Genomic DNA, 23151 nt, shown 5'->3' with positions numbered 1-23151 from the left:
GCATCGTTGAGGTCTGTCATCCGTTTCTCCCGTAGTCAGTTGTCGGACCGAGCCGCACGCACTTCCTGCGCTCGGCGGTGCGAGCGGGCCGCGTTCTCGCGTGGTTGGCGAGGCTGCGCACCGCCTGGCTGCTTCCCGGAGGCCTGCCGATCGGCTCCCTCCGCGTCGATCAGGGCAGCGATGTCAGCCGCCGCCCTTTCCCCGGCGACGACCGCGCCCTCCATCGAGCCGGGCCACGCCGGAGACGCCTCCGAACCGGCGAAGTGCAACCGCCCGGCCGGTGCGGCGTAGCCCGGCCCGCAGGCGGTGAGCAGCCCGGGCGACCAGATCGGGATGCAGCCGGACGTCCAGCGCTCCTCGGTCCAGTTCATCTCGTGGTACTCGTCGGGGCGCAGCGCCTGGTCGCCGAAAGCACGGGCCAGGCCGGCTAGAACTGCCTCGCGACGCTGCTCGGGGTCGCCGGGCATGGGATCGGGCAGATCCGCGCTGATCCCGCCGTCGGCGCGCGCGAAGCCGACGAGTGCGCCCTGCCGTTCCTCCGGCGGAGTGTCGTCCCAGGTCAGCATCAACGGTCCGGCGTCGCTCATGCTCGCGCCGCTCAGTCCCTGACGACGCCAGAACGGTTCCGGATAGGTCACATGGACCTTGTAGGCGTGCGCCATCGACATCCGCTCGCCGATGGTCCGCTGGGGAAGCGGCAACTGCGGATCGATCTGGATGCCGGCCCGGTCCGGAGGGCTCATCGCGAGGACTACGCGGCGTGCGCGATGGGTGCCGGCCGGCGTGTCGACCTCCACCCCGTCGTCGTACTGGCGGATCGCCAGGATCGGGGAACCCAAGGCGACCCGGTCGCCGAGGTCCGCGGCCATCCGGTGGCTCAGCTCGGCCGACCCGCCGGCGAACGAACGCTCGGCACCGCCGGACAACGACGCGAGAAGCGTCTCCACCCCGCCGATCAGGTTCAAGTGACGGACGACGAACAGCAAGGACAGGTCGCCCGGACGCGATCCCAACGTCAACGCGCCGATGATCGCCCAGAGCGTGCGCGCTGTCGCCGTCTTGGTGCTGCGCCGGACCCAGGACTCGAAAGTGAGCGCGTCCAGCTTCTCTGCCTCTGGCGTCGCCAGCGCGTCGGCGCGGGGAGCGCGTTTGCACAGCCGGCCCAGCCGGACCAGGGACTGCGCGAAGTCCGCTGATCCAAGCGGGTCGGCGATCCACGGCATCGATCCGTCGAACTTGAGCACGCGACCGCGGCGCTCGAACACCGCTTTGCCGCGCTCGTTGTGCGGCCAAGTCGGCACGCCGAGTTCTTCTCCCAGCGCGATGAGCCTCGTGTACTCAGGCCCGACCAGCTGTCCGCCTTCCTCGGCGAACCGCCCGTTCCCGAGCTGGTGGACCTTGGTGCGCCCGCCGACCCGGTCACGAGCTTCGAGCACTCGAAGGGACGTGACGCCCGCCTGGCTGAGACGACGCGCCGCGACGAGCCCGGACAGACCGGCCCCGACCACGATGACGTCGACCGTAGCGTTCTCGCGTTCCATGAATTCCTCGCTCTGCACCCAGACCTTCTGTCGCCGTTCACTGTCGTGACCGGGGTCACCCCGGCACTACGGCAACACCCACCGGCTGCGGCTCGGCGGTGGTGCACTGTTCACCAGGGCCGTCGGGCAACCAGACACCGCCGGGCAGAACGGGCACCGGCCATCCGCGTGATCGATTCGGCGCGCTCTGATAGTCACTGCGGCCGGGAGCAGAAGCAGCCAGGGCCGCCGAAACCTCGGCGTCGTATGAGCACCGGCCACACGGTCAGCCCCAGGAACAAGCCGCGGCTCGGGCAGACGGTCCGCCATCGCACCGACACAGCCGACCAGCTTTGAACCCCGGTACAAGGGGCTGCCAGCGACATTCCGCAACATCTCCGGCTGCCCCAGCTACACAGAACCCCCGACCCGGCGATGTGCCCGGAATATGCTCCGGAGCCGACGCAGAGCCCGGTACAGAACGTCATCAATGGTCATTCGCGCATCCCCAAAACCGCGCTCGACCTGCATAATTGATACAGTTAGAAACAATTTCGAATTGACCGAAACTCAACTTTAATCCGCAGCCCTGGGTTCGAGCCCCAAACAATCGACTCCGATGAACGTGCCGTGGAACCGCATACTCAGGTCGTCCGCGAGGTCTACACCGGCGGCATTTCGCCAGACGCGGTGAAAAGCACTTCTCGTGCCGACAACTGCTGGCCAGTCAGCAGCACATTGCGGCACCCCGGCCGCTGAGATTGCGGGCGTACGCGACGAAGACACTCGCGCGCTGCGGGACGGCCCGAGCGGCGCAGTCACGCGTCTCGTACGTCCAGCCTTCGTCGGTCAGCCGCACGCATGCGGAGTGGTCAGCGGGCGAGCCACGGAGCGAGCAGCTTCTCCAGATCAGCATCCGACAACGCCCGCGGACCGCCATGAAACTCATGCCACCGCGAAGCGTCCCGCGCCGCCGTGTAGTCCACCTCGAACGCCCGCATCAGCACGTACATGAACGTCACCGAACTGAACCGCTCGCCCAACAGAGTCCGCGCCTCACGCGCCACCTCAGTAGCGCCACGGCCCACCACATCGGCGAGCCGCAGCTCCTCCGCAGCCGGCTCCAACAGGCTGGGGGCATACATCACGACAAACACTCCATCATCGAATGAACAAACTCAGCCTTCAGCAGCCAACTGCCCACACGCCGCCGCAATATCCTGACCACGCGTGTCCCGCACCGTGCACGCAACCCCACCGGCATTCACCAGCCGCACGAACTCACGCTCCACCGGCTTCGGCGACGCATCCCACTTGCTGCCCGGCGTCGGATTCAACGGAATCACGTTCACATGCACCAACTGACCAAGGTGCTTCCGCAGCCGCTTCGCCAGCAACTCCGCCCGCCACGGCTGGTCGTTGATATCGCGGATCAACGCATACTCGATCGACACCCGCCGACCCGAGGTGTCGGCGTAATACCGCGCAGCGGAAAGCACTTCGTCGATCGACCAACGATTGTTCACCGGCACCAGCGTGTCCCGCAGCTCATCATCCGGCGTATGCAGCGACACCGCTAGCCGGACCTGCATCTTCTCGTCCGCCAGCTTCCGGATCGCCGGAGCAAGGCCCACCGTCGACACCGTCACCGAACGCTGACCGATACCAAGCCCAGCAGGAGACGGATCCACAATACGATGTATCGCCGATATAACGCGACGAAAATTCGCAAGAGGTTCGCCCATGCCCATGAAGACGATGTTCGACAGCCGGCCCGGGCCGCCGGGCATGGAGCCGTCGCGCATGACCGCGGCGGCGTCGCGGACCTGGTCCACGATCTCCGCGGTCGAGAGGTTGCGGTCGAGACCGCCCTGGCCGGTCGCGCAGAACGGGCACGCCATGCCGCAGCCGGCCTGGCTGGAGATGCACAGCGTCGCGCGGTCCGGGTAGCGCATGAGGACGCTTTCCAGCAGCGTCCCGTCGTGCGCGCGCCACAGGGTCTTGCGGGTCGCGCCGCCGTCCGCGGCCAGTGCGCGCACCTCGGTGAGCAGCGGCGGCATCAGGTCGGCGACGAGCTTCTCGCGCGAGGCGGCCGGGATGTCGGTCATTTCCGCCGGGTCGACGGTGAGCCGCGAAAAGTAGTGGTTCGACAGCTGCTTGGCGCGGAACGCCTTCTCCCCCAGTTCGACGACGGCCTCGGCTCGCTCGGCCACCGTGAGGTCGGCGAGATGGCGCGGCGGCAGGCCGCGCTTGGGCGCGTCGAAAACAAGAGGGAGGGCAGTCATGACCGATCAAGTGTCTCATACGCGCGAACCCGCCGCTCCTCCCCCTCGGGAGCGGGCGGGCGAACCGGGTCAGCGGCAGGCATCGGCGCGATCCGGCGGGCGGGTCGCCGGAACGGCGGGCGACGAAGGACGGGCGCGTTTCAACGGAAAAACACCCTACGAAAGTCGGATTGCCTGCTGCTTTCCGGAGTGAATTCCCTTATAGTCGACGCCGGGCGCACAAATAATCGACCGGCGTAGAAACATCCGCCGCGGCACTTCGGCGGCGGAATACCGCCGTTAGTCGGTAGTCGCCGCAAACTTCGCGCGCGTAGCGTTCCCGGCGCATCTCCCCCTTCCCCACCGGCCCGGGAATTCCCCGGGCCGGCCGGGCTTCCCCGTTGGAGGATCCCGTGAAAGTGCGTTCTTCGATTCTGCGCGCAATAGCGGCGGTCGCGACCGCCGCGGCCGCCGCGCTCGCCGTTCCCGCCGCCGCGGACGCGGGCGAAACGAACATCTCCATGCAGGCCCAGCAGAAAGACCAGTGGTGCTGGGACGCCAGCGGCAACACCATCGCCGCGTTCTGGGGCTATTCCCTGACCCAGACCCGGTTCTGCCAGATCGCGCACAACGAGTCCGGCAGCGACTGCGCGAACAACCAGGGCTATCTCAGCGATCAGCAAAGAGTTTTCCGCTACCTCGGGTTCCGCAGCGTCGGCACCTACAATTCCAACGGCTACCGGCTCTCCTTCTCCGGCATCAAGAACCAGATCGACGCCGGGCAGCCCATCGGCACCCGGATCGGCTGGACGTCCGGCGGCGGCCACATGCACGTCCTCTACGGCTACGACGACTCCAACGGCCGCAGCATCGTCGAATACGGCGACCCGTGGCCCTCGAACAACCGCTACAACTCGATGAACTACAGCACCTACGTCTCCAACAACCAATTCGCCTGGACCCACACCGTCTACGGAATGGTGGGCTGACTCATGCTGCGAACCATCCTCCGCACCACCGTCGCATCGGGAGCCATCGCCGCTGCCGTGTTCGCCGCGAACCCGGCGTCGGCCGCGCAGTCGCCGACCGGGCCGTCCGCCTCGGACACCGCCGCGATCTCCGGCCTGCTCGCCAGCCCGGACACCGCCTCCCGCCTCGCGCACACGAAGTTCCCCGGTGCGGCGCCCGCGGCCGCGCACGCCACCCGCGCCGCGGCTGACGCCAGCACGCAGATCCCGGTCTACGAACCGACCGCGGCCTTCATCAACGGCGAATCCGACGTGCCGGCCGCCCTGGCCTACGTCGCGTCCCCGGCCCACCTCGCCGACGGCCGCGTCGCGACCGTGTGGGCACAGCCGAGCAAGGCCGGGTGGCAGGTCATCAACGTCGCGTCCGGCAACGACGAACAGGCCCACGCGGCGGCCGCGCACGGCGGCTACCTGCTGCACGAACCGCAGGTCAACGCGTGGTACTCGGTCAACGGCGACACCGTGACCGTCCTGGACGGCGCGGTCTCCGGCGTGCCGGCGGGCACCCGCGTCACCTTGGCGGCCTACCGGGCCGAACTGCAGAAACGCTACGGCGACAAGCTGCCCGGCTCGACCTACGACAAGACCGGCGCGGGCGGCGGCTACGCAGTCGCGGTCCCGAACACCGACGGGGACGGAAGCCCGGCCACCGCACTCGCCATCGGCGGGGCGGCCGCGGCTGCCGCGGGCGGCGCGTTCCTCCTGCGCCGCCGCTCCCAGCACAGCAAGTGATCCCTCGGCGGCAGGGGTCCGCCCCTGCCGCCGATCACTGGCCGCGGTCGAGAGACGCGGCCCATCGATCCGCCCACGACACGAGCGGCCGCAGCGCGTCGAACGCCTCGCGGCCCAGCGTCGTCAACGCGTAGTGCGATTCGCCGGTCTGGTGCACCAGGCCGGCCTCGCCGAGTTCGACCAAGCGTTGCCGCAGGACACTCGAAGACATCCCGTCGCACCGTTGCTGCAATGCACGAAACCCGAGGGTGCCGACCTGTAGTTCCCACACGATCCGCAGGCACCACCGCCGCCCGAAGAGGTCGAGCGCGGCCATCAGCGGACGGCCGGTCGTGGAGCCCCGGACCGGCTGTCCCGGCTTCGGCGTCGCCATCCGCGCCTCCTTGTGCTTCGATTTTCGAAACACTAACATCGGCCGCCATGATTCGATTTCCGAAGCAGGTCTGCACCGCGCTCGGCATCGACGTGCCCGTCGCGCAGGCCCCGATCGGCTCCGCGGCGACCCCGGCGCTCGCCGCCGCGGTCTCGAACGCGGGCGGTCTGGGGACGCTCGCGCTCACCTGGACCGACCCGGACGAGGCAGTCCGCCGGATCCGCGAGGTGCGCCGCCGCACCGACCGTCCGTTCGCGGTCAACCTCGTGCTCGACTTCCCGATCGACGACGTGCTCGACGCCTGCCTCGCCGAGGAAGTCCCGATCGTCTCGACGTTCTGGGGCGACCCCGCCAAGGTCGCCGCACGCGTCAAGGACGCGCAGCTGATCCACACCGCGGGCTCGGTCGCCGAAGCGCGACAAGCGGCGGAGGCAGGCGTCGACGTCGTGGTCGCGCAAGGCTGGGAAGCGGGCGGACACGTCCGCGGCCAGGCGTCGACGCTCGTGCTGGTGCCCGCCGTCGTGGATGCGGTCGCTCCGATTCCCGTGCTCGCCGCAGGCGGAATCGCCGACCGCCGCGGGCTCGCCGCGGTGCTCGCTCTCGGCGCGCAAGGCGGCTGGCTGGGCACCCGTTTCCTGACCGCGACCGAAGCAGCGACCCACGATTCCTACCGCGAAGCCGTCCTCGCCGCGGACCTCGAGGACGCCGTCCACACCCGCTGTTTCGACGGCGGTTGGCCCGATGCGCCGCACCGCGCCCTGCGCAATTCGACACTGACGCGATGGGAAGCAGCGGGCGAACCACGCGCGGAACGCCCTGGCGAAGGCGACGTCGTGGCAACGGACGCGGCCGGGAATCCGTGGCATCGCTACGACGACATGATCCCGGTGCCGGGGATGACCGGAGACCTCGAAGCTTTGGCGCACTACGCCGGTCAATCCGCGGGGTTGCTCCGAAACATCGCTCCAGCAGCCGAAATCGTCGCGGACCTCGTCGGCTGAGCCTGCTCCACGTCCGCCGGAAGCTCGACCGGCTGCCGCAGCGCGTCGAGCACCGCGTTCACCGCCGCGCGCCGCGGCGATCCGCACCGGGTGACCGCGACGATCGTGCGCGTCACCGGCGTTGCCAGCGCTTTCGTCGCGACCCGGTACCGCGGGTCCACCGCCAGCCCGGGCAGCAACGCGATCGACAGCCCGGCTTCGACGTGCTGCAACGTCATCAGGTAGTTGCTGAACCGGCACACCACGCGCGGTTCGAATCCCGATTCGCGGCAAAGCCGCAGCGTCAGATTCGCCATGTAGGACGGGGGAATGTCGAGCGCCCACGGTTCGCCCGCGTAGTCCGCGAGCACCGCGGGCCCGGGCGGCTCCGGCCGGTCGAGCGCGGTGACCAGCACGATCGGGTCGGTCGCCAGCCGGATGATCTCGAGGTCGGGGCCGAGCGGCAGGTCGGCGAAGTCGGTCGTGGTGATGACGACGTCGCTGTCGCCCGCCCGCAGCGCCGGGACGCTCTCGTGCGGTTCCCGTTCCGCCAGTTCGGTTTCCAGCCGCGGATAGGTCTGCGCGAGACGGGTCGCGGCGGGTACGGCGAAGGTGTGGATCGCGCTCTGGAACGCGCCGATCCGCACGAGCCCGGCCGGTTCGCCGCCGCGCAGTTCGGCCTCGACCGCGTCGAGATGATCGAGGATCGCGCGTGCCTGCCGGGCCAGTTTCTCCCCGGCCGGAGTCAGCCGGACGCGGCGACCGGTGCGTTCCAGCAGCCGGGTGCGGGTTTCGGTCTCCAGCAACGCGAGCTGATGCGACACCGTGGAAGCGCTGAGATTCACGTCCTGCGCCACCGCGCGCACCGTGCCCAGCACCGCGAGCCGGCTCAGCAGCCGCAGCCGCCAGGGGTTCAGCATGCCCCCATCGTTGTTCGATGCCATCGCACAGGCAAGCGGAAACTGTGAGATGGACGCGGCGCTCGGCCCGGCCTTACCGTCGAAGCCATGGCCACCGACACCTTCTGGTCCGACGTCGACCGGCACCTCGTCCGCTACGCCGGCCCCGGCTCGTTCACCGGCGAGATCATCGACCGCGCCGAGGGCAGTTTCGTCTTCACCGAGGACGGGCGGCGGATCCTCGACTTCACGTCCGGGCAGATGAGCGCGATCCTCGGGCACGCGCATCCGGAAATCGTCGAGACCGTCCGGAAACAGGCCGCGAAGCTCGACCATCTGTTCAGCGGGATGCTGAGCCGTCCCGTGGTCGACCTCGCGCGGCGGCTCGCCGAAACGCTGCCGGACCCGCTGGAAAAAGCGCTGCTGCTCACCACCGGCGCCGAGTCCAACGAGGCCGCGCTGCGGATGGCCAAGCTGGTGACGGGCAAGCACGAGATCGTCTCGTTCGCCCGGTCCTGGCACGGGATGACGCAGGCCGCGGCGAGCGCCACCTACAGCGCGGGCCGCAAGGGCTACGGCCCCGGCGCACCCGGCAACTTCGCCATCCCGGTGCCCGGCGCGGACTGGGAACACCAGCTGGATCTCGCATTCGACCTGATCGACGCGCAGTCGGTCGGCAGCCTCGCCGCGTGCCTGGTGGAGCCGATCCTCAGCTCCGGCGGAATCCTCGTGCCCCCGCCGGGCTATTTCCAGGCCCTGCAACGGAAATGCCGGGAACGCGGCATGCTGCTGATCCTCGACGAAGCACAGACCGGGTTGTGCCGCACCGGAACCTGGTACGCCTTCGAGCACGACGGCGTGGTACCGGACATCCTCACGGTGTCCAAAACGCTCGGTGCCGGACTGCCGCTCGCCGCCGTGCTGACGAGCGCGGAAATCGAGCAGGAAGCCCACGAACGCGGGTACCTGTTCTTCACCACGCACGTCTCGGACCCGCTTCCCGCCGCGGTCGGGAACACCGTGCTGGACGTGCTGATCCGCGACCGCCTCGACGAACGCGCCCGCGACCTCGGCGCCCGGCTGCGCACCGGACTGGACGAAATCGCGACGCGGCACGAGGCGGTCGGCGAGATCCGCGGCCGGGGACTGCTCGCCGGACTGGAACTGAGCGGCGGCGGCCCGGACACGGACAAACTCGGCGCGCGCGTGACGCAGCGGTGCCTCGAACTCGGGCTGCACATGAACATCGTGCAACTGCCCGGCATGGGCGGGGTGTTCCGGATCGCGCCGCCGCTGACCGCCTCCGGCAGCGAGATCGACCTCGGACTGTCCATTCTGGACGAGGCGATCGGGGACGTCTCGTAGCTCAGCGCGGAATGCGGCCCGCGATGGCGGTCGCCGCCTTCTTGGCGATGTCGCAGGTGTCCACGGCCACGGTCACCAGCTCGTGGGTGGTCACCGCGAGGACGACTGCGCAGGTCCTGGCCCCCGGGTCGGTGTTCGCGAGCGGGGCGCCGGTCTTGCCGTCCGGCGCATCGATTCCCCCAGGAGTTCGGTCTGAGCAGGGACAGTACGGCACCCGGAGTCCGGTTCCCCCTACTCGTCCCGGTTCAGGGGTGGGTCCCGCCGATCGCCGCGATTAGCGTGCGCGGGGTCAACGCTGCTGCCGGGGGTGGGGAAATGCGATCCAAAGCGACCGTCCTGATACTCGTTCTGACGCTGCTCGGCACCACACCGGCCGCAGCGGGGGCCAGGACCGTCGCGCTGGACGGCCTTTCCCGCCCGGTCGACCTGCTCGTCGACAAGTGGGGCGTCCCGCACATCTACGCAGCCAACACCGCGGACCTGTTCTACGCACAGGGATTCACCGTCGCCCGCGACCGGCTCTTCCAGCTCGACACCTGGCGCCGCCGGGGACTCGGGTTGCTCAGCGAAGTCCTCGGCGAGTCCTATGTGGACCAAGACCGCGCCGCCCGGCTTTTCCTCTACCGCGGCGACATGCAGAAAGAATGGGCTTCCTACGGTCCCGAAGCCAAACTCGCCGCCACCCGCTTCGCCGAGGGGATCAACTCCTACATCGACTGGCTCGCCAAACACCCCGAAGCCGCCCCGCCGGAGTTCGGCAAGCTCGGCTACCAGCCGTCGCGGTGGCAGCCCGAGGACGTGGTCCGCATCCGCACGCACGCGATCGGCGAGAACCTCATGTGGGAGGTCGCCCGCGCGCAAATGGTGTGCCAGGCCGGGCCGGACGCGAGCAGATACCTCCGCAGCCTGCACCCCGACCACGAGGCCGCGGCACCCGAAGGCCTCGACCCCTGTTCCGTCCCCGGCGACGTGCTTTCCGTGTACAACAAGGCAACCGCGGCCGTCACGTTCCCGAAGGGCGTCGCCGGGCCGAAGGACATCGCCGACGCCACGAGCGGCAGCAACTCGTGGGCGATCGGCCCGGGCCGCACCGCCACCGGACGGCCGATCCTCGCCAACGACCCGCACCGCGGCGCCGACGCGTTGCCGTCCGGCCGCTATGTCGCCCAGCTTTCCGCGCCCGGCCTGAACCTCACCGGCGCGGGCGAGCCGTGGAACCCGGGCATCGCCATCGGGCACAACGATTCCGTCGCGTTCGGGCTGACGAACCTGCCGGTCGACCAGACCGACCTCTACGTCTACGATCTCGACCCCGCCGACCACAGCCGGTACCGCTACCGCGGCGGCTGGGAGCCGATCACCAAGGTCACCGAAACGATCCCGGTGCTCGCTAAGTCACGTGGCGACCCGCGAACTGTCCTTCACCCGGCACGGCCCGATCGTGAAGGTCGACGAAGCAGCCAACCGGGCGTTCGCCGTGCGCACCGCGTGGACCGAACCGGGCAGCGCGGCCTACCTCGGCAGCCTGAACTACCAGCGGGCCCGCAACTTCACCGAGTTCACCGCCGGGATGCGCAAGTGGGGCGCGCCCGGATCGAACCTCGTCTACGCCGACGTCCACGGCGACATCGGCTACGTCCCCGGCGCGCTGACCCCGCGCCGCACCGGGGCCGGATACGACGGCCTGCTGCCCGTCCCCGGTGACGGGCGCTACGAGTGGAGCGGCTTCTACGCCAACTCCGAACTCCCCTGGCAGCACAATCCGCCCGCCGGATTCTTCGCCTCCGCCAACGACTACAACCTCCCGCCGGGCTTCCCCGTGGTGTCGAACTACGAATGGCAGCTGCCGTACCGCAAGGAGCGGATCGACGAGCTGATCAAGTCCGCGCCGCGCGCCCGCGTCGCCGATTCGCTCGCCATCCAGCGCGACGAGAAGTCTCTGCTGGCCACCCGGCTCGTCCCGTTCCTGCGAAACCTCTCCGCCACCGATCCGGACACCGCGAAGGCACTCGATCTGCTGCGCGGTTTCGACGGCGTCGCCTCAGTCGATTCCGCACCCGCCGCGCTGTACGAAACGTGGCTGCTGAAGTACCTCCACGGCGGCTGGGCGCACGCGATGCTCCCGCAAGCCGCCGCGGATGTCCTGTCCCGCACCATCAATCCGGATTTCAGCCTCGTGCTCGCCTCCTTCGCCGACCCGGACGCGTGGTTCGGCCCCGGCGGCGCGGCCAAGCGCGACAAGCTGATCCTCGACACCCTCCCGCTCGCTTTCCGCGACGTCGCCGGAAAACTCGGCGGCGACCCGGGGAAGTGGCGCTGGGGCTCGCTGCAGTACCAGGAGTTCGTGCACCCGGCTGGGGGCCCGAACGTCGGCCCGACCCCGGTCGGCGGCGACTACCAGACCGTCCACCCGTCGTTCTTCCACCCGCTCACCTACCAGCAGATCATCGGTGCGACCTTCAAGATGGCGCTCGACGTCGGCGACTGGGACGCGTCGCGGGCGATCAACGCACCCGGCCAGTCCGGCGATCCGCGCAGCCCGCACTACCGCGACCTGAACGACCTGTGGGCGTCCGGCGGCTCGTTCCCCCTGCTGTCGAGCCGCTCGGCCGTCGAACGCAACCTCGACACCCGGATCCGGCTGGTCCCGAGGTTCACTTCGGGAACGTAGCCCGCATCCGGACGAGCGGGAACGCCGCGCAAGCCAGCAGCACGGCGCAGGCGGACTGCAGCAGCAGGAACCAGAGCGGGCACGCGCCCGGGATCAGATCGACGCCGACGAGCGCGATCGGCGCGACCACCGAGATGAGCCGGGCCCGCTCGTAAGCGCGGCGCGAGCCCCGCGCCGCGAGCGTGACCAGCCAGTACATGATCGCTGCGCTGACCGGCACCAGTGCGGACCGCGTCCACATGAAGCCGGACGCCGGGCCGTCGGCGGCAGCCAGCGCGACGATCGTGCCGAAGACGGCCGCGCCCATCGCCCCGTAGGCCACGACGAACCCCTTCACGAGGCCGAACGGACGCTGGGCGGCGGTTCCGGTGGTGCGTTCGATGGTCTGCATCGCTGTTCTCCCTTGTGGTTTCCCGTTGTGCCAGCAACGCTAGGAAGCCGCGGCCGGACCCGGTATGGGTCTGGCCGCACAAGGGGGTGGGGCTGGACCCACTCCTGTCCCGCGGCGGCGGGAATCCGGCGTTTCGTGGTGCACAGTGGACCGCGAAGCCGGATGGACAGGGGGGAAGAAACGATGCGACAGCTACGATCCTGGGTGCGCGACTGCGGGGTGGGATTCGTCCGCGCCGCCCAAGCAGCGGGCGTGGCCCTGCTGATCCCGGCCGTGTGGGCGGCCGCGGTCGGCTTGTGGCAGCTGTGGGGCGGCAGCCCGTGGTCATGGATCGCGCCGTTCATCTGGGCGGGGATCGGGACGCTGGCGCTGGCGAAGCCGGTCTGCCGGATGACGCGGACCATGGTCGCGAACTGGACCGGCATCGCCCTGCCGCCCGGATACCGCAAGCTGCCGCCGATCACCCAGCTCTCGACCGGATACTGGTGGAACGGCCACTCCTACTCGCGCACCAGGGAAGAGGCCCGGCGCGAGCAGCGCTTGAAGAACTGGCGCTACGACCCGGCGACCTGGCGGGACCTGCGGTTCGCCCTGATCGCGCCGGTCTCGTTCGGCCTGGTCGCGCTCGTGCCGCTGCTCGGTGTCGTCGCGGCGGTGCTGACCATGGTGAACCTTCCGGGCGGATACCTCGCCGGCCTGCTGGTCACGATCGCGACCGCGCCGTACGCCTGGCGGAGCGTCATCCCGGTGGCCACGCGGTTCCTGGGCGCGTCCGCCACGATGGAACTGGCCGACCGGGTCGACACGCTGACCGCGTTGCGCGCGGACACCACCATCGCGCAAGCCGCGGAAATCCGCCGCATCGAACGGGATCTGCACGACGGGGCACAAGCCCGGCTCGTCGCGCTCGGCCTCGCGCTGGCGACGGCGGAGAAGCTGATGGAGACGAATCCCGAGCAGGCCAAGGAATTGCTGCGCGACGCCCGCGCCGGTGCGGCCACGTCGCTCACCGAATTGCGCGAGCTGGTCCGCGGCATCAGCCCGCCGGTGCTGAACGAACGCGGTCTTGCCGACGCGGTCCGCGCGATGGCGATGGATCTGCCGCTCGACGTGACGGTCGAAGCAGATTTGCCGCAGCCGCTCGATCCGCCGATCGAATCCGCGCTGTACTTCGGAATCGCGGAGTTGCTCGCCAACACGGTGAAGCACGCGCATGCGTCGCACGTGCAGGTTTCCCTTTTACAGGAGGGGAATCGGCTGTGCGCCGCGGTCGAGGACGACGGCCTCGGCGGGGCCGAAATCCACCCGGACGGCGGACTCGGCGGATTGCGCCGCCGTCTCGCGGTCTTCGACGGCACGCTGGAGGTCACCAGCCCGGAAGGCGGTCCGACGCGAGCGTGGATGATGGTGCCATGCGCATCGTCGTAGCCGAAGACCTCTACCTGCTGCGAGACGGATTGGTCCGGCTCCTCCAGGCCTACGGCCACGAGGTGATGGCGACCGCGACGACCGGCCCGGAAACCGTCGCCGTCCTGCGGGAGCACCGGCCGGACGTCGCCGTGGTCGACGTCCGCATGCCGCCGACGCAAACCGACGAGGGCCTGCGTGCGGTTCTCGCCGCGCGCCGCGAGACGCCCGGGCTGCCGGTGCTGATCCTGTCGCAGCACGTCGAGCAGCTCTACGCCCGCGAACTGCTGGTCGACGGGGCCAGCGGCGTCGGATATCTGTTGAAGGACAGCGTTTTCGAGGCCGAGCAGTTCATCGACGCGCTCGAACGCGTCGCGGCGGGCGGCACGGCGATGGACCCGGCGGTGATCTCGAAGCTGCTCACCAGCGGGGCGCCGGACCAGCGCCTCGGCTCGCTGACCGAGCGCGAACGTTCGGTGCTGGAGCTGATGGCGGAAGGCCTGTCGAACGCGGAGATCGCCCGGCGGCTGTTCCTGAGCGAAAGCGCGATCAGCAAGTACACGACGTCGCTGTTCGGCAAACTCGGCATCACCGACGACGACACCGGAAACCGGCGCGTCCTGGCGGTGCTGACGTACCTCAACTCGTGAGTGCTGATCACGGTGAGAACCGCGATCAGCACTCACGACGGGGTCAGTTGACCAGATCGCCGAAGCGCCGCAGCGTCTCTTCCGCGCCCAGTGCCTGGGTAATCGAGTGCAGGTCCGGGCTGCGGGTCGACCCGGTGATCGCGATCCGGATGATCTGCGACGCCTCGCGGATCGAACCCGGGTAGGCGTCCGGGTCCTTCTTGTATTCCTTGGCGTTCTTGGCGAATCCGTGCTTCGCCGCGACCTCGCGGATCTGCTGGAACCACTCCTGGCCGTCGTCGAGCTGCTGGTACGCCGACACGAAGTCCGACGCCACCGCGCGCACGACGTCCGCCGGAACGCCCAGCGCCGCGATCCGCTCGTCGTCGGGACCGGTCGCCGCCTGGTGCAGCTGCGGGAAGAAGAACCCGTAGACGGCGCGGAACTCGCTCCACTTCTTCAGGTCCTTGCGCGGGTTCTCGACGCCCTCGCGCTCCACCGCCAGCGCGCGCAGCGCCAGCTCGCGCGAGGACTCGAGGACCGCCTTCAGCTCCGGGTCGAACCGCTCGGCCCACTCCAGCACCGACGCGAGGATCTCCTCGCCGGACAGCGTCGCGACATAGTCGGCGGCGAGGTCGTCCAGCTTCACCAGGTCCACGAGCGGGCCGGCGACGCCGCACTCGTCGAGGTTGATCGGCGCGTCGAGCGCTTCGGGCAGCGGCATCTCGGCGAGCCGTCCGTTCGCCAGGCCGCGCAGGTAGTACAGCACCGCCGGGACCGGGTAGCCGGCTTCGAGGTAGAAGTCGACGGAGGCTTCCGGGTCCTTGCGCTTGGACAGCTTCCGCTTGCTGCCGCCCTCCTGCTTCATCAGCGGCGCGATGTGCGCGTACTGGATCGGCTCGAAGCCGAGCGCCTCGAAGAGCTGCTGGTGCGTCGGCACCGAGGAGATCCACTCGTCGCCGCGGATCACGAGGTTCACCCGCATCAGGTGGTCGTCGACCGCGTGCGCGAAGTGGTAGGTCGGCAGCCGCGGGCTCTGGTCGGAGCTCTTGAGGATCACCACGTCGTTGCGGTTGGCCTCGGCCTCGATGGTGCCGCGGATGGCGTCGGTGAAGCGCACGCGCTGACCGGTGTCGTCGGGCGCGCGGAAGCGGACCACCCACGGCTCGCCCGCGTCGAGCTTCGCCTGCACGTCGGCCGGGTCGGCGTCGCGCCAGATCGCCCACGAGCCGTAGTAGCCCGTCGGAAGCTTCGTCGCCTGCTGTCGCGCAGTGATGGACGCCAGTTCGTCCTTCGTCGCGAAGTCGATGTACGCGCGGCCTTCGCGCAGAAGGTGCCGTACGTAGGTGAGGTAGATCTGCTCGCGCTCGGACTGCCGGTACGGCCCGTACTCGCCGCCGCGCACCGCGTCCTCGTCGGCCTGCAGCCCGAAGTACGCGAAGCCGCGTTCGAACTGCTCCAGCGCGCCCTCGACCTCGCGCGACTGGTCGGTGTCTTCGACGCGTACCAGGTAGCGCCCCTCGGAACGACGCGCGACGTCCTGGTCGATCGTCGCGACGTAGATGCCGCCGATGTGCACGAAGCCGGTCGGCGACGGGCCGAACCGGGTCACCTTCGCGCCGTCGGGCAGCTGCCGGGCCGGATAGCGCTGTTCCCAGTGCTCAGGCTCGGGCAGATCCGCGGGGAACAGGGCGTCGATGACCGCACGGTCCAGCATCGGAGGTCGGGTCTCCCAGGTCGTTCGGGTGTTTTCGCTAGTGCTTCGAGTATCGCCGACCGCCGTCTTCCCCGGTCGGTCAGGTCCCCGGGTCGCCGCTGTGGTTGTCGGCACGGTTGCCAACCGACCGTTTCCGATATATCGTGAACGTGTCGCAACAGTTCGAGAAAGGAAACCAAGACCATGAACCGACGACGACACCCCTTCCCCGGCGGACGCTCGTTCCCCGGCGGACATCACGAACACGGAGAACACGACGAGCGCGGACGCTCCTCGTTCGGCCCGTGGGGCCGGGAATTCGGCGAGTTCGCCTTCGGGCCTGGCGGTCGCGGACGCCGCGGCCACGGTCCGGGCGGACGCCGCGGCTCCCGGCGCGGCAGGCGCGGCGACGTGCGGGCGGCGATCCTCACCCTGCTCGCGGAACAGCCGCGGCACGGGTACGAGATCATCCGCGAGATCGGCGAGCGCAGCGGCGGGCTCTGGAAGCCCAGCCCCGGCTCGATCTACCCGACCCTGCAGATGCTGGCCGACGAAGGCCTGGTCGTGAGCCGAGACGAGAGCGGCAAGAAGCTCTTCGAGCTCACCGACGAGGGCCGCAGCACCGCCGAACAGCAGACCGGCACCCCGCCGTGGGAGCACTTCACCGACGACGTCGAACCGGTCGAGCACGACCTGCGCAAGGCGGGCGCGACGCTCGCCGCGGCAGTCGTGCAGGTGATGCGTGCCGGCAGCGAGAACCAGCAGGCCCGTGCGGTGGACGTGCTCAACGAGGCACGCCGGTCGATCTACTCGATCCTTGGCGAGGTCGAGGAGTCCGAAGATTCGGCCGAGTCCGGAGAGGCAGCCGAGTGACCGGGCAGGACGAGGCCGGTGGGTTTGACGCGGCAATGCACGCGATAACCCACCGGCAGCGTCACCTCGCCCGATCCCGGGTTCAAGCGGCGCGTGTCAGCGATTGCCCGCTTCGCGACCTTCGCGCTGAACTCGATCTTCAACACTGATTCCGCCGCGGCGAAGTCCGCGAAGCGCCAACGCGTGCGTACGCGCCGGCAGTTGAAGCCGTGCGCGGCGAAGAACCGTTCCACCGCAGGCGGGTCGTAGTGCGGCAAGTCCGCGCGCATCCACCCGCCGTACGGCTCGCTGGTCACGTCGAGGTCGACGATCATGATCGATCCTCCGGGCCGCAGCACCCGTTCCGCTTCGCGCAACCCCGGTTCGCATCCAGGGCCGAAGAAATACGCGGTGCGCGCGTGCACGATGTCCACACTGGCGTCGTCCGCGGGCAGCCGCTGCGCCCGTCCCAAGCGGACCCGCACGTTCTCCAGATCCCGCACCCGTCGCTCCGCGTCCCGCGCGAGCGGCGGGTGCGGTTCGATTCCGAGCACCGAACGCGCGTCCTCGGCGAAGAGCGGCAGGTGGTATCCGTCACCGCAGCCGAGATCGAGCACGTCGAGACCGGTCCAGTCGCGCTCTTCGCGCAGTACGCGCCAGATCTCGCCGTCCGCGTCCTGCGCCCGGTTCTCCACGTCGTAAACGTGCTGGTAGTACCAGATGTTCGGGCTGGGAACGACTTCCTCGGACGCCGCCGGACCGCGGAACAACCAGCGCACGGCACTCCTTTCCGGTCCCGGGGCTCCGACCGGCGCGGCAGCTTTCCCGCTCAGAGCGTAGAACGCCGCTCCGCCGAATAGACTTCACCCTCTCGGGGAGGAGAACGCATGTCGACCGACTGGCAACTCGCCCGCACGCTCCCGGCAGGCCTGCCCTGCTGGGTCGAGGTGGCGTGCCACGACGAAGCCCGGACCCAGGACTTCTACTCCCGCCTTTTCGGCTGGGAATACGAAACCCGGCGCGATCCCGCGGCGCCGACCGGCCGGTACTCCATCGCCTCGTGCGACGGAGTGGCCGCCGGCGGTCTGTACCAAGCCGGGGCCCGCAGCGCGCCCGGCTGGACGCTGCAGCTCGCGGTGCCGCACACGGCGAGCGCCGCCGAATGGGTGGAACACCTCGGCGGGCAGGTGACGCTCGGGCCGATCGCGATCCCCGAGCGCGGCAGCATCCTGCACGCGATCGACGCGTGCGGCGCGCCGGTGGTGTTCTGGGAAGCCCCGCCGGACTGGCAGTTCGCGGGCGGCGTGCCCAACACGTTCAGCGGCGCGGACCTCAACACGCACGACGGCGTGGCCGCGGATCACTTCTACACCAAGCTGTTCAACTACTCGAGCCGTCAGGTCGGCGACGGCGAAAGCGTTGACTATGCCGAATATTCCATTGAGCACACGGCGGTGCTGTACCGCTACGTGATGGGGCCCGAATACCGCCGGGACACTCCCCCGCACTGGCTCGTGTACTTCGAGATCGACCCCGCGCGCGGCACGGACGCGGCGGCGGGCGAGGCGCTGATGCTGGGCGGTTCGGTGGTGATCGAACCGTATGACACCCCGTTCGGCCGCACCGCGATCCTCGCCGATCCGGACGGCGCGGTGTTCGCGGTGATCGACCACTCGCGGGTGCTGGAAGACGTGGGCCGCGCCGAGGTCGACGACCCGTACGACGACTGAGGACTCAGGCCGGGACGAAGGCCGACAGCAGCAGCCACGACACGACGGCCGAAGGCAGCAGCGAGTCGAGGCGGTCCATGATGCCGCCGTGGCCGGGCAGCAGCGTGCCCATGTCCTTGATGCCGAGGTCGCGTTTGATGAGCGATTCGACGAGGTCGCCGAGCGTCGCGGTGAGCACGATCGCCGCGCCGAAGATGACGCCCTGCCAGGCGTGGCCGTCCAGCATCAGGCTGATCGTGAGCACGCCCGCGACGATGCCCGCGATCATCGAACCAGCGAAGCCTTCCCAGGACTTCTTCGGGCTGATCGTGGGAGCCATCGGGTGCTTGCCGCCGAGCACGCCGGCGATGTAGCCGCCGGTGTCGGAGGCGACCACGGCGATCAGGAAGGTGAGCACGCGCCCGACGCCGTCGTGCGGCGGCACGAGCATGGCCGCGAACGCGCCGAACAACGGCAGGTACGCGGCGGCGAAAACGGAAGCGCTGACGTCGCGCACGTAGCCCTTCGCGCCGCCGGGCAACCGCCACAGCAGGCAGGCGAGCACGGTGAGCACGAACGCGGTGAGCGCGCCTTCCCGGCCGAACGGCCAGGCAAGCCAGATCATCGCCTGCCCGCCGACGAGCACCGGGATCAGCGCGACCTTGGTGTCCGCGACCCGGCGCAGGACGCCGGAGAACTCGAACGTGCCGACCGCGATCGCGGCGGCGATGACCCCGATGAAGAGGAACCGGACGGTGAGCAGGGAAACGATGATCGCGGCCCCGAGCAGCAGCCCGACGCCGATCGCCGCGGGAAGGTTGCGCCCGGCCCGGGACGCCTTCTTCTCCGGTTCGGCTTTCGCGCCGTCCCCGGGTTCGCCCTTGGCCGGCCCGCCGGCCGGAACGCCTTTCACGGAGCCGTCTTCGGCTTGTGCGCCCTTGCCCGGCTCGCCCGCGGCTTTCCCGCCCTGGCCCGGCCCGTACGCGGGAACGCCCTTCGCCGACTCGCCCTCGGATTCCGCGTGATTCCCTGCCGCAGCACCGGATTCCGCGCGCGCGTTCGTCACGGAATCCGAGTTCCGCTGCCCAGCAGGGTTTTCCGGAGCCGGTTCCAGCCGCGAAACCGGGTCCGGCTCGGCGGCCGGGCCCGGTGGCGGGGTGTCGCTCACCCGCTCGTCGCGTTCCTCGCTCACCTGGCTCATCAGACCTCGAGCAGCTCGGCTTCCTTGTGTTTCACCAGCTCGTCGACCTGGTGCACGTAGGTGTCGGTGAGGTTCTGCAGCTCCTTCTCGGCGCGCGCGACCTCGTCCTCGCCCGCTTCGCCGTCCTTGGCGATGCGGTCGAGTTCTTCCTTGGCCTTGCGGCGGACACTGCGGATCGAGACGCGGGCGTCCTCGCCCTTGCCCTTCGCGACCTTCACCATCTCCTTGCGCCGCTCCTCGGTGAGCTGCGGGATGACGATGCGGATGACGTTGCCGTCGTTGCTCGGGTTGACGCCGAGGTCGGACTCGCGGATCGCCTTCTCGATGGCGTTCAGCTGCGTCTGGTCGTAAGGCTTGATCAACGCCATCCGGGCCTCCGGCACGTTGACGCTGGCCAGCTGGTTCAACGGGGTCGGCGCACCGTAGTACTCGACGACGATGCGGGAGAACATCGACGGGTGGGCCCGCCCGGTGCGCACCGACGTGAGGTCTTCCTTCGCGACGGACACCGCTTTTTCCATCTTCTCCTCGGCGTCGAGGAGGGTCTCGTCGATCACGGCTACTCCCGGTGTTGTGTTGTCGGACCTGAGCTTGATCCCAGCAGGTCTAGGCGGACGCCTCGTCGGCGGGGGTCGAGACCAGCGTGCCGATCCTCTCACCGCCCACCGCGCGGGCGATGTTGCCCTCGGTGAGCAGGTTGAACACGATGATCGGCATCTTGTTGTCCATGCAGAGGCTGAACGCGGTGGCGTCGGCGACCTTGAGGCCGCGCTCGAGCACCTCGCGGTGGCTGATCTCGGTGAACATCTTCGCGTCCGGATCGGTCTTCGGGTCCGCGGTGTAGACGCCGTCCACGGCCTTCGCCATCAGCACGGCTTCGCAGCCGAGTTCGAGCGCGCGCTGCGCGGCGGCGGTGTCGGTGGAGAAGTACGGCATGCCGACGCCGGCGCCGAAGATGACGACGCGGCCCTTCTCCAGGTGCCGTTCCGCACGGCGCGGGATGTAGGGCTCGGCGACCTGGCCCATCGTGATCGCGGTCTGCACGCGGGTCGGAAGGCCTTCCTTTTCGAGGAAGTCCTGCAGCGCGAGGCAGTTCATCACGGTGCCGAGCATCGCCATGTAGTCGGCGCGGTCGCGGTCCATGCCGCGCTGGGAGAGCTCCGCGCCGCGGAAATAGTTGCCGCCGCCGATCACCACCGCGATCTGCACCCCGGTGCGCGCGACGTCGGCGATCTGCTGGGCGACGGAGTGCACGACGTCGGGGTCGACGCCCACCGCGCCGCCGCCGAACATCTCGCCGCCCAGTTTCAGCAGCACCCGGCGGTACCCGCCCTCGACCCGGTCCTCACCCATGTCTGTCGCCTCCTGCCCCTCGGTAGACCCGACTGTGCCCCGTCCCCGATGCGCGGAGACGGGGCACAGTGCCAGAACCTAGTCCCAGTGCCTCGCTCAGGCCTGGCCGACCTCGAACCGGGCGAACCGGGTCAGGGTCACGCCGGCCTCGTCGAGCAGGGCCTTGACGGTCTTCTTGTTGTCCTTGACCGACGGCTGCTCGAGCAGCACGTTGTCCTTGTAGTACGCGTTGACCTTGCCCTCGATGATCTTCGGCAGCGCCTGCTCCGGCTTGCCTTCCTCGCGGGCGGTCTGCTCGGCGATGCGGCGCTCGTTCTCGATGATCTCGGCCGGCACCTCCTCGCGGGTCAGGTACTTCGCGCGCAGCGCGGCGACCTGCATCGCGGCGCCGCGGGCGGCGTCGGTGTCGTCGCCGGTGAACTCGACCAGCACGCCGACGGCGGGCGGGAGGTCGGAGCCGCGGCGGTGCAGGTAGGTCGCGGTCTTGCCCTCGAACGACACCACGCGGCGCAGCTCGAGCTTCTCGCCGATGCGGGCCGACAGCTCCTGCACGACCTCGTTGACCGGCTTGCCGTCGAGGTCGGCGGCCTTCAGCGCCTCGACGTCGCTGGACTTCAGGGCCTTCGCGGTCTCGACGATCTTCGCCGCGAGCTGCTGGAAGTCGTCGTTCTTGGCGACGAAGTCGGTCTCCGAGTCGAGCTCGATCATGACGCCGCCGTCGCCGGCGACCAGGCCCTCGGCGGTGGCGCGCTCGGCGCGCTTGCCGACGTCCTTGGCGCCCTTGATGCGCAGGAACTCGACAGCCTTCTCGAAGTCGCCGTCGTTCTCCTCGAGGGCCTTCTTGCAGTCCATCATGCCCGCGCCGGTCATCTCGCGCAGGCGCTTCACGTCAGCGGCGGTGTAGTTCGCCATCGTGTTGAATCCGTCCGTTTCAGGTACGTGTGCGGTGAGCGCCGTCCGGGCGGCCCTGCGCGGACCGCCCGGACGGGGTGGATCAGGAGTTGGCCGGAGCCTGCTCGCCGGTCGCTTCCGCGGTTTCGGTCGCGGCGGTCTCGGTCGCGGCGGCGGCCTCGGTCGCGTCGGCGGCGGCGGTCTCCGAGCCCGCGAGGAGCTCCTTCTCCCACTCGGCCAGCGGCTCGTCCGAAGCACCGGTCTCCGGCTTCGCGTCGGCCGAGGCGCCGTTGCGGCCGGAACGGGCCATCAGCCCGGCCGCGGCGGCCTCGGCGACGACCTTCGTCAGCAGCGCGGCGGAACGGATCGCGTCGTCGTTGCCCGGGATCGGGTAGTCGACCTCGTCCGGGTCGCAGTTGGTGTCGAGGATCGCGACGACCGGGATGTTGAGCTTGCGAGCCTCGCCGACGGCGATGTGCTCCTTCTTGGTGTCGACGATCCACACCGCGGACGGCACCTTGGCCATGTCCCGGATGCCGCCCAGGGTCTTCTCGAGCTTGTCCTTCTCGCGGGTCAGCGTGAGGATCTCGCGCTTGGTCAGCCCGGTGAAGCCGCCGGTCTGCTCCTGGGCCTCGAGCTCCTTCAGGCGCAGAAGGCGCTTGTGGACGGTCTGGAAGTTGGTCAGCATGCCGCCGAGCCAGCGCTGGTTCACGTAGGGCATGCCCACGCGCGCGGCCTCGTTGGCGATCGCTTCCTGAGCCTGCTTCTTCGTGCCGACGAACATGATCGTGCCGCCGTGCGCGACGGTTTCCTTGATGAACTCGTACGCACGGTCGATGTACGTCAGCGTCTGCTGCAGGTCGATGATGTAGATGCCGTTGCGCTCGGTGAAGATGTAGCGCTTCATCTTCGGGTTCCACCGACGGGTCTGGTGCCCGAAGTGCACGCCGCTGTCGAGCAGCTGCTTCATGGTGACGACGGCCATTGCCGGAATCACACCTTCTCTGTAGTCGCGCGCTCCCGCTGTCGGTGTTCGACCCGCCCGCGGAGGCGCTGTTCCGGTTAGTCGCCCCCGACCGGGAGGTCGTGGGCCCTGGTGCAGCAGCCGATGCCCGGACCCGCAGGTTCGGCAGAGCGAAACCCCAGGGACCGCCGGACACCGTGCGCCCCTCCGTCCGGGTTCCCGCCGA

The 23151-nt window shown here is 69.4% G+C and carries 21 protein-coding genes and 1 pseudogene; 9 read left to right on the top strand and 13 right to left on the bottom strand.

What is annotated here, in order from left to right; all coding sequences use genetic code 11:
- Nucleotides 1-35 precede the first annotated feature (35 nt).
- From L3Q65_RS46395 to rlmN, 3 genes are all read right to left on the bottom strand, one after another.
- On the bottom strand, nucleotides 36-1559 hold the full coding sequence (locus L3Q65_RS46395; protein WP_237598518.1) for an FAD-dependent oxidoreductase: 1524 nt from the start codon (nucleotides 1557-1559) through the stop codon (nucleotides 36-38).
- An 833-nt stretch (nucleotides 1560-2392) separates the two neighbouring features.
- The gene (locus L3Q65_RS46390) at nucleotides 2393-2668 is read right to left on the bottom strand and encodes a hypothetical protein (RefSeq protein WP_312872254.1); all 276 of its coding nucleotides are present in this window, start codon (nucleotides 2666-2668) and stop codon (nucleotides 2393-2395) included.
- A gap of 30 nt (nucleotides 2669-2698) precedes the next feature.
- Complete coding sequence (gene rlmN / locus L3Q65_RS46385) at nucleotides 2699-3805, bottom strand: 23S rRNA (adenine(2503)-C(2))-methyltransferase RlmN (protein ID WP_237598517.1); 1107 nt, start codon at nucleotides 3803-3805, stop codon at nucleotides 2699-2701.
- A 392-nt stretch (nucleotides 3806-4197) separates the two neighbouring features.
- On the opposite strand from rlmN, the gene L3Q65_RS46380 reads away from it, so the two are divergent.
- Nucleotides 4198-4773 (top strand): papain-like cysteine protease family protein, encoded by a 576-nt coding sequence (locus L3Q65_RS46380; protein WP_182895669.1) that lies wholly within the window; start codon nucleotides 4198-4200, stop codon nucleotides 4771-4773.
- Between the two features lie 3 nt (nucleotides 4774-4776).
- On the top strand, nucleotides 4777-5544 hold the full coding sequence (locus tag L3Q65_RS46375; RefSeq protein WP_182895668.1) for a hypothetical protein: 768 nt from the start codon (nucleotides 4777-4779) through the stop codon (nucleotides 5542-5544).
- A gap of 34 nt (nucleotides 5545-5578) precedes the next feature.
- On the opposite strand, the gene L3Q65_RS46370 is transcribed toward L3Q65_RS46375, so the two are convergent.
- The gene (locus L3Q65_RS46370; RefSeq protein ID WP_237598516.1) at nucleotides 5579-5917 is read right to left on the bottom strand and encodes a helix-turn-helix domain-containing protein; all 339 of its coding nucleotides are present in this window, start codon (nucleotides 5915-5917) and stop codon (nucleotides 5579-5581) included.
- 47 nt (nucleotides 5918-5964) lie between these two features.
- Here L3Q65_RS46370 and L3Q65_RS46365 point away from each other — a divergent pair, with 47 nt between their 5' ends.
- Nucleotides 5965-6918, top strand: coding sequence for a nitronate monooxygenase family protein (locus tag L3Q65_RS46365; protein ID WP_182895666.1), 954 nt, complete (start codon nucleotides 5965-5967; stop codon nucleotides 6916-6918).
- Here the strand turns inward: L3Q65_RS46365 and L3Q65_RS46360 are convergent.
- The gene (locus tag L3Q65_RS46360) at nucleotides 6852-7817 is read right to left on the bottom strand and encodes a LysR family transcriptional regulator (RefSeq protein WP_182895665.1); all 966 of its coding nucleotides are present in this window, start codon (nucleotides 7815-7817) and stop codon (nucleotides 6852-6854) included. The two genes, L3Q65_RS46365 and L3Q65_RS46360, sit on opposite strands and share 67 nt — an antisense overlap.
- Nucleotides 7818-7904: 87 nt before the next feature.
- Between L3Q65_RS46360 and L3Q65_RS46355 the strand changes: the two genes are divergently transcribed.
- Both L3Q65_RS46355 and L3Q65_RS46350 read left to right on the top strand, forming a co-directional pair.
- On the top strand, nucleotides 7905-9161 hold the full coding sequence (locus tag L3Q65_RS46355) for an aspartate aminotransferase family protein (protein WP_182895664.1): 1257 nt from the start codon (nucleotides 7905-7907) through the stop codon (nucleotides 9159-9161).
- A 315-nt stretch (nucleotides 9162-9476) separates the two neighbouring features.
- Nucleotides 9477-11832: pseudogene (locus L3Q65_RS46350) on the top strand (penicillin acylase family protein).
- Here the strand turns inward: L3Q65_RS46350 and L3Q65_RS46345 are convergent.
- The gene (locus L3Q65_RS46345; RefSeq protein WP_182895662.1) at nucleotides 11816-12223 is read right to left on the bottom strand and encodes a hypothetical protein; all 408 of its coding nucleotides are present in this window, start codon (nucleotides 12221-12223) and stop codon (nucleotides 11816-11818) included. The pseudogene L3Q65_RS46350 and the gene L3Q65_RS46345 overlap by 17 nt on opposite strands.
- Nucleotides 12224-12406: 183 nt before the next feature.
- On the opposite strand from L3Q65_RS46345, the gene L3Q65_RS46340 reads away from it, so the two are divergent.
- Together L3Q65_RS46340 and L3Q65_RS46335 are read left to right on the top strand one after the other, a co-directional pair.
- The gene (locus L3Q65_RS46340; protein ID WP_182895661.1) at nucleotides 12407-13651 is read left to right on the top strand and encodes a sensor histidine kinase; all 1245 of its coding nucleotides are present in this window, start codon (nucleotides 12407-12409) and stop codon (nucleotides 13649-13651) included.
- Nucleotides 13636-14280, top strand: coding sequence for a response regulator transcription factor (locus L3Q65_RS46335; RefSeq protein ID WP_237598515.1), 645 nt, complete (start codon nucleotides 13636-13638; stop codon nucleotides 14278-14280). The genes L3Q65_RS46340 and L3Q65_RS46335 overlap by 16 nt, the downstream gene beginning before the upstream one ends.
- 43 nt (nucleotides 14281-14323) lie before the next feature.
- Here L3Q65_RS46335 and L3Q65_RS46330 read toward each other — a convergent pair whose 3' ends face one another.
- Nucleotides 14324-15976: a glutamate--tRNA ligase gene (locus tag L3Q65_RS46330; protein WP_182895659.1), complete on the bottom strand. Its 1653-nt coding sequence runs from the start codon at nucleotides 15974-15976 to the stop codon at nucleotides 14324-14326.
- A 183-nt stretch (nucleotides 15977-16159) separates the two neighbouring features.
- Between L3Q65_RS46330 and L3Q65_RS46325 the strand changes: the two genes are divergently transcribed.
- Nucleotides 16160-16828, top strand: coding sequence for a PadR family transcriptional regulator (locus L3Q65_RS46325; RefSeq protein ID WP_182895658.1), 669 nt, complete (start codon nucleotides 16160-16162; stop codon nucleotides 16826-16828).
- On the opposite strand, the gene L3Q65_RS46320 is transcribed toward L3Q65_RS46325, so the two are convergent.
- On the bottom strand, nucleotides 16762-17586 hold the full coding sequence (locus tag L3Q65_RS46320; protein ID WP_237598514.1) for a class I SAM-dependent methyltransferase: 825 nt from the start codon (nucleotides 17584-17586) through the stop codon (nucleotides 16762-16764). The genes L3Q65_RS46325 and L3Q65_RS46320 overlap by 67 nt on opposite strands.
- A gap of 108 nt (nucleotides 17587-17694) precedes the next feature.
- Between L3Q65_RS46320 and L3Q65_RS46315 the strand changes: the two genes are divergently transcribed.
- The gene (locus L3Q65_RS46315) at nucleotides 17695-18537 is read left to right on the top strand and encodes a VOC family protein (RefSeq protein ID WP_237598513.1); all 843 of its coding nucleotides are present in this window, start codon (nucleotides 17695-17697) and stop codon (nucleotides 18535-18537) included.
- 4 nt (nucleotides 18538-18541) lie between these two features.
- Here the strand turns inward: L3Q65_RS46315 and L3Q65_RS46310 are convergent, their stop codons facing one another.
- The 5 genes from L3Q65_RS46310 to rpsB form a co-directional block, all read right to left on the bottom strand.
- Complete coding sequence (locus tag L3Q65_RS46310) at nucleotides 18542-19429, bottom strand: phosphatidate cytidylyltransferase (RefSeq protein WP_237601018.1); 888 nt, start codon at nucleotides 19427-19429, stop codon at nucleotides 18542-18544.
- Nucleotides 19430-19716: 287 nt separating this feature from the next.
- Nucleotides 19717-20274 carry a ribosome recycling factor gene (gene frr, locus L3Q65_RS46305; RefSeq protein ID WP_037810317.1) on the bottom strand — a complete coding sequence of 186 codons (558 nt, stop codon included), beginning with the start codon at nucleotides 20272-20274 and terminating at the stop codon, nucleotides 19717-19719.
- A 49-nt stretch (nucleotides 20275-20323) separates the two neighbouring features.
- Nucleotides 20324-21070, bottom strand: a complete 747-nt coding sequence (gene pyrH, locus L3Q65_RS46300; protein ID WP_037366649.1) for a UMP kinase — start codon at nucleotides 21068-21070, stop codon at nucleotides 20324-20326.
- Nucleotides 21071-21166: 96 nt separating this feature from the next.
- Nucleotides 21167-21982 carry a translation elongation factor Ts gene (tsf, locus tag L3Q65_RS46295; protein ID WP_067589176.1) on the bottom strand — a complete coding sequence of 272 codons (816 nt, stop codon included), beginning with the start codon at nucleotides 21980-21982 and terminating at the stop codon, nucleotides 21167-21169.
- A gap of 82 nt (nucleotides 21983-22064) precedes the next feature.
- Nucleotides 22065-22946, bottom strand: coding sequence for a 30S ribosomal protein S2 (gene rpsB, locus L3Q65_RS46290; protein WP_182895655.1), 882 nt, complete (start codon nucleotides 22944-22946; stop codon nucleotides 22065-22067).
- Nucleotides 22947-23151 lie beyond the last annotated feature (205 nt).

It is taken from the genome of Amycolatopsis sp. FU40, assembly GCF_021903635.1.
GTDB lineage: Bacteria > Actinomycetota > Actinomycetes > Mycobacteriales > Pseudonocardiaceae > Amycolatopsis > Amycolatopsis dendrobii.
The sequence above is the reverse complement of the archived record's forward strand: the minus strand, read 5'-3'. Positions and strand labels throughout refer to the sequence as shown.